Annotated in this window: 6 protein-coding genes; 3 read left to right on the top strand and 3 right to left on the bottom strand. The window is 67.9% G+C overall.

The window, feature by feature from the left end; all coding sequences use genetic code 11:
- Positions 1-477: sigma-70 family RNA polymerase sigma factor (locus Q0L11_RS11950; protein ID WP_292088927.1), on the top strand; the 477-nt coding region annotated here is incomplete at its 5' end.
- Positions 478-577: 100 nt separating this feature from the next.
- Here Q0L11_RS11950 and Q0L11_RS11945 read toward each other — a convergent pair.
- Entirely contained in the window at positions 578-1,723 is a 1,146-nt protein-coding gene (locus Q0L11_RS11945; RefSeq protein ID WP_296597503.1) for an NF038122 family metalloprotease, read from the bottom strand.
- A 256-nt stretch (positions 1,724-1,979) separates the two neighbouring features.
- On the opposite strand from Q0L11_RS11945, the gene Q0L11_RS11940 reads away from it, so the two are divergent.
- Complete coding sequence (locus Q0L11_RS11940; RefSeq protein WP_296597502.1) at positions 1,980-3,635, top strand: M28 family metallopeptidase; 1,656 nt, start codon at positions 1,980-1,982, stop codon at positions 3,633-3,635.
- Between the two features lie 3 nt (positions 3,636-3,638).
- Here Q0L11_RS11940 and Q0L11_RS11935 read toward each other — a convergent pair whose 3' ends face one another.
- Positions 3,639-4,448 (bottom strand): RMD1 family protein, encoded by an 810-nt coding sequence (locus Q0L11_RS11935; protein WP_296597501.1) that lies wholly within the window; start codon positions 4,446-4,448, stop codon positions 3,639-3,641.
- A 28-nt stretch (positions 4,449-4,476) separates the two neighbouring features.
- A complete protein-coding gene (locus tag Q0L11_RS11930; protein WP_296597500.1) occupies positions 4,477-5,097 on the bottom strand; it encodes a TIGR02466 family protein in 621 nt (206 codons plus the stop codon).
- Between the two features lie 130 nt (positions 5,098-5,227).
- Between Q0L11_RS11930 and Q0L11_RS11925 the strand changes: the two genes are divergently transcribed.
- On the top strand, positions 5,228-6,091 hold the full coding sequence (locus Q0L11_RS11925) for a hypothetical protein (protein WP_296597499.1): 864 nt from the start codon (positions 5,228-5,230) through the stop codon (positions 6,089-6,091).
- Positions 6,092-6,193: the final 102 nt, after the last annotated feature.

Genomic DNA, 6,193 nt, shown 5'->3' with positions numbered 1-6,193 from the left:
ATGATCGAGACGATCAACAAGATCGTCCGCACCAGCCGCCAGATGCTGCACGAGATCGGCCGCGAGCCGACCCCGGAGGAACTGGCCGAAAAGCTGGCCATGCCGCTGGAGAAGGTGCGCAAGGTCCTGAAGATCGCCAAAGAGCCGATCTCGCTCGAAACGCCGATCGGGGACGAGGAAGACAGCCACCTGGGCGACTTCATCGAGGACAAGAACGCGGTCCTGCCGATCGACGCGGCCATCCAGAGCAATCTTCGTGAGACCACCACGCGAGTGCTCGCGTCGCTGACCCCACGCGAGGAGCGCGTCCTGCGGATGCGCTTCGGTATCGGCATGAACACCGACCACACGCTGGAAGAGGTGGGCCAGCAGTTCAGCGTGACCCGCGAACGGATCCGCCAGATCGAGGCCAAGGCGCTGCGCAAGCTGAAGCACCCGAGCCGGTCGCGGAAGCTGCGGAGCTTCCTGGACAGCTAGGCCTGGCTGCGGGCGTCGCGAGACGCTCTGGCCTTTCATCGCCCAAAGCAAAACGCCGCCGGGTCTCCCCGGCGGCGTTTCCTTGTTCAGCGCTGGCCGATCAGCGGGCCAGGGCGAGCGCCGTGCGGCGGCGGCGCAGCAGCGCGCCGGTCGCCCCCAGGCCCATGATCATCATGGCCCAGGTGGAGGGTTCGGGCAGGTAGGCCTGAGCCATCTGCGAGGTGGTGTACTCGTAGGAGTTCGCCAGCACGTCGACGTTGACGTTCCAGCCGATGGCGTCGAACAGGGCCAGATCGAGCCCCGTCACCGTGCCGGTCCGCCCGTTGCAGGCGTAGGGGTTCATGACGCCCAGCAGGCCGTCGCAGAACGGCGCCTGGGTCGGAGCCTTCCAGTGGGAGGCCTGCCAGCCGTCGCCGAAGTTCTCGCCCGTCGAGAAATAGCCGAGGGCCGTCTGGCCGCCGTCGATGGAGAAGTAGGAATCGGCGTTGGGACGCCAGTCCAGGATCGGATCGCCACCGGCGCCGCTGGCGCTGTAGCGGAACATGTCGAGGCCGTAGCCCCACCAGTAGTCGTCGATGTCCGGGATCGCGCCGGCGGAGTAGTCGAAGTCGTCCGCGCCGCTGAGGAAGCCCAGGGCGTGACCGATCTCGTGCACCGCGACGGCGATGAAGTCGTACGAGCCGGCCGCAACGCCGTTGCGCGGATCGAAGTCGAAGGCGAAGTCGCTGGAGAAGGTGATCGAGCCGTCCGCCATCGTGGGATCGTAGACGTTGCCGACCAGCGCCTTCACGTTGGCGGTCGACAGCGCGATCGTCTGGTTGATGTTGTTGTCGGGCGCCAGGCGGCTGGTGTTCGGATCGACGCCGTTCTGCGTCGCCGGATTGAAGTAGCCGGGGACCAGCACTTCGACGCCGCCGTTGCTGTTCAGCGGAGCGAAGTTCGCCGCGGCGATGGCGTCCAGATTGCTGGTGCCGGTGGCCGCGAGCGCGGCCTGGTAGTCGCTGATGGGAACGTAGGTGGCGAGCGTGCTGCCCGTCTGGCCCAGGATGTTCGCGCCCAGATGCGCGTAGCCAACGTCGAGGCGGACCGTCGCGTCGTTTGTGAAGACCGATTCCCAGTACTTGGCCGCGACTTGGAAGCCCAGTTCGGCCGCCGAGCCGGTCACGCCGCCGATGTCATTCAGTTGAATCGTAAGCGCGGACGCCGGCGTGGCCGAGGCAAGGGCGCCGGCCGCCAGCGAGGACAACAGTAAATACTTTAGTTTGGAAGCTGACATCTGCCACCCCATAGGTTGAGTTACGCTGCAGCTTCCCCGAGACAACCGCAGGCGTGTGGTAACAGACTGGTAACGGTATTTCTCAACCGTCAAGGGTATTCCCGCGTCGTTAACTATACTTTCGGTGTTTCATCTCTTCCCGGGGGAGGAATTCCCCTGTTACGCGAACGCGAACTGGCGCGGCCTGCAAGCTCTGCGCTAGAGCTGGGCAAACTCGGGAGTTTTCATGAATCTGTCGAAGTTCGCCGTCGCCGCGGCGGTCGCGATGGTGCTGGCGGGGCCGGTGGCGGCGCAGTCGCCCAATTCGCAGGCCGCCGATTCGCAGGCCCAGGCGGCGCGCGTCCGCGCCCACGTCACGTTCCTGTCGTCCGACCTGCTGAAGGGGCGCGAGGCAGGGTCGGAGGGCTACGACATCGCGGCCAACTACGTGGCCTCGCAGTTCGCCCAACTGGGGCTGAGACCGGCTGGGGGCGCTGGCGGATGGTTCCAGCCCGTGCCTCTGCTGGCCGTGCGTCCGGCCGACGAGGGCCGGTTCGTGGTCAAGGGGCGGGACGGCGCCGAGACGCCGCTGGTGTTCGCCGAGGATGTCATGCCGGGCAAGCCGCTCGGGCAGACCGAGCGGCAGGTGTCGGCCCCGCTCGTCTTCGTGGGCTTCGGCGTGGTGGCGCCCGAGCACAGGCGCGACGACTACAAGGGCCTCGACGTGAAGGGGAAGATCGTGGTGGTGCTGCAAGGCGCGCCGTCGAGCTTCCAGACGGAGGAGCGCGCCTACTACGCCAACGGCCGCACCAAGCGCGCGCAGGCCGCGGCGCACGGGGCGATCGGGATGATCTCGCTCTATCTGCCGTCCGACGAGAAGCGCCGGCCCTTCGCCGAGGGCAAGCGCACCTGGCAGAGCTGGGCGATGACCTGGCGAAAGCCGGACGGGTCGCCCAACGACGTGGCGCTGCAGACGCCGCAACTCGCGACGGTCAGCGTAGCGGGCGCGGAGAAGCTGTTCGCCGGAGCGAAGAAGACCTACGCCGAGGTGGCCGCGGCCGCGGAGAAGCCGAAGGGCGATCCGCCCCGCTTCGCCCTGGCCACCAGGCTGGACGCGACCGTTCGGACCGAGACGAAGATCCTGGAGAGCGCCAACGTCGCGGGCCTGATCGAGGGGAGCGATCCCAAGCTGCGGAACGAGGTCGTGGTGCTGTCGGCGCACCTGGACCACATCGGCGTCACGCCGCCGGTGAAGGGCGACGGGATCAACAACGGCGCGCTCGACAACGCCAGCGGGATCGCCACGACGCTGGAGGTCGCGCGCGCATTCCAGACCTCGGGTAAGGCGCCGCGCCGCTCGGTGCTGGTGCTGGCGGTGACCGGCGAGGAGAAGGGCCTGTTGGGGGCCGAGTACTTTGCCCGAAATCCGACCCTGTCGGGCTCCACGATCGTCGCCGACGTCAATTTGGACATGCCGATCCTGACCTACGACTTCACCGACGTGATCGCGTTCGGCGCCGAGCGCTCGACGCTGGCTGCCGCCGTGCGCAACGCGGCCGGCCGCGAAGGCGTGGCGCTGTCGCCCGACCCGATGCCGGAGGAGGGGCTGTTCACGCGCTCGGACCACTTCCGCTTCGTGGAGACGGGCGTGCCGTCGACGTTCCTCATGACCGGCTTCCAGAACGGCGGCGAGGCCAAGTTCCGCGGCTTCCTCGCGGGCTGCTACCACAAGCCTTGCGACGACGTTTCCCAGGAGCTGGACTGGGCCGCCGGCGCCAAGTTCGCGCGCATCAATTACGAGATCGCCCGCGAAATCGCCGACGCCGACGCCCGGCCGCTGTGGAACAAGGGCGACTTCTTCGGAACGAAGTTCGCCGCCCCGCAGGTGATCGCCGACCGCTGACGCTCAGTGCAGGCGCTGGGCCATCTGGAACAGGGTCAGGCCCAGTTCGAGGACGATCAGCACCACGATCGCCGCCTCGAGCCGCAGCGAGCGTTCGGTGTCGATGAGGTCGGTCATCAGGCGGGCGGTCTGGCCGATGACGCCCAGCTTGTCGTTCAGCACCTCGGCGCGTTCCTTCAGCTCGAACTCGTTGGCGAGGCGGGCGTAGAGGCGTTCGAGATCGGGGCGGTCCCAAAGCAGGTCGGGTTTGTCGCCCACGGCGACGCGGCCGCTGACCCGATGCTGCACCAGCAGGGCCTGGCCGATCAGCCGGATGACCTTGCGGCGCGCGCCGTGACGGCGGCCGGTGTGGGCGAGGTCGCCCGCCCAGGGCTCGACCGTGTCCAGCACCTCCTCCACCTGCCGCTCGTGATGGGCGAGAAGGGCGCTGACGGCGACCACGTGGGCCGCGATCAGCAGGCGGGCCGGCGAGCGGTCGGCGATCCTGACCACGCCGTCCGCGTCCACCCGCTCGTCGCCGGCGGCAGGTGCGAGCGTGATCGATTCCTCTTCGCGCTTCTCGAACGGTCCGGAGACGCGCGAGGCGATCCCTCGCAGCACCTCGTCCTCCGCGACGGGATCGAGCCCGATCAGCACCACGACGCCGTAGCGGGACACGACGGCCATTCCCTGGTCGCCGACGCGGAAGGCCAGGGGCACGGTCGAGAGCGCGTCGCGCCGCTCCAGGCCCGCCGTGTCGATCCGCTCGCCCAGCACGAGGGCGCGCGCCGTCAGAGGTGGGAACACGTTGTCGGAATTGGGCTCGTCCGCCATGCCCTCCAGAGGAGCACGGACGACGGCGTCACCGCCAGCCGTAGTTGAAGCTGACGCTGACGCGAGGCGTTTTCGCGCGGTTTGAAGGGACCTCGTGGCGCAGCCAGCTCTCCCACATGAAGATCGTGCCGGGGCTGGGCTGGAGATAGACGAAGGCCTGCGCCTCCTCCGGCGCGTCGGCGCGGCGGGCGGGCGCGGCCATCATCATCGCCAGGCGCGGATCCTCGATCTTGAGCGCGCTGGCGCCGGGCGGGGTGTCCACATAGACGGTGCCCGAGATCACGCTGTGCGGGTGGATGTGGCTGGTATGGCCGGCGCCCGGCTTCAGGACGTTCACCCACAGGCTGTCGAGCCGCAGCCGGCCGCCGCGAAGGTCGTAGTGCAGCGCCTCGGCGAACGCCTTGGCGTGCCGGTCCAGATGGGTCTTCAGGTCGGCGAAGACGCTCATCCGCTGGGGCAGGTCGTCGAGGGAGCCGTAGGACGTATAGCCGCCGTAGCCGTGGGCCTTGCTCCACGCGCGACCGGCCCGGTCTTCCTCGGCGAGGGCGTGGCAGGCCTCCAAAATCTCCTGGTTGAAATTTTCGAAGCTACGGTTTGTTGTAAGGGTCGCCTCGTAGATCGGGGTGGCGAAGAGCGGGCGCAGCGTCATGGCGGCGGCTTTAGCGCAGCGCACCGGTTTCTCAAAACGTCGCGTCGGCTGGCGCGGCAAGCGAACGTTGTCTAGGTTGGCCAGGAGAGTCCGGACCAAGAGCCGGGCCCGAGTTGGGGGAAGCAGGATCATGAAGAGCATCGTGGCGGCGCTGGCGGTGGTCGGCCTCGCGGCAGCCGCCCCCGTGGCGGCGCAGGCGCAGCCCAAGGCCAAGGCGGCCGCGGCCTACAAGGCCCCGCGCGGTCCTGACGGCAAGCATCCGGACCTGAACGGCGTCTGGCAGGCGATGAACTCGGCGAACTGGGACATCGAGCCCCACGCCGCGCGCGCCGCCCTGCAGATGCGTCCGGGCCCCTACAACCCCGTTCCCGCGAAGGCGGTGGTGGCGCTGGGCGCCGTCGGAGCCGTGCCGGGCGGCCTGGGTATCGTGGAAGGCGGGGAAATACCCTACACGGCCGACGCCAAGAAGCAGCGCGACGCCAACCGCGAGGACTATCTGAACCTCGATCCCGAGGTGAAGTGCTACCTGCCGGGCGTTCCCCGCGCCAACTACATGCACCTGCCGTTCCAGATCTTCCAATCCGAGAAGTCGATGATCGTGGCGTACGAGTACGCTGGCGCGGTGCGGAACATCCTGTTCACCGACCCAGGCCCGGCGCCGGTCGATAGCTGGATGGGCCAGTCGGTCGCGACGTGGGACGGCGACACGCTGGTGGTGAAGGTCACCGGCATGAACGACCGCACCTGGTTCGACCGTGCGGGCAACTTCCACTCCGATCAGATGACGGTGGAAGAGCGCTGGACGCCGACCGGTCCGGGCACGATCCGCTATGAGGCGACGATCACCGACCCGGCCACGTTCACGAAGCCGTGGAAGATGAGCTTCAACCTGTACAAGCGGGTGGGCGAGGACGCGCGGCTGAACCAGTTCAAGTGCGTCGAGTTCGTCGAGGAGCTGATGTACGGCGATCTGCGCAAGGAACCGCTGAAATAGGGTCGGTTCCAAACCGGACCTTCGAGGGATAGAACTGCTACATCCGGCGTTGGAGGCGCGAGATGGACAAGAAGAAGCTGATCGTTGCGGGGGCCATCGGGG

This window comes from Phenylobacterium sp., from assembly GCF_024508875.1.
Classification (GTDB): domain Bacteria; phylum Pseudomonadota; class Alphaproteobacteria; order Caulobacterales; family Caulobacteraceae; genus Phenylobacterium.
The sequence above is the reverse complement of the archived record's forward strand: the minus strand, read 5'-3'. Positions and strand labels throughout refer to the sequence as shown.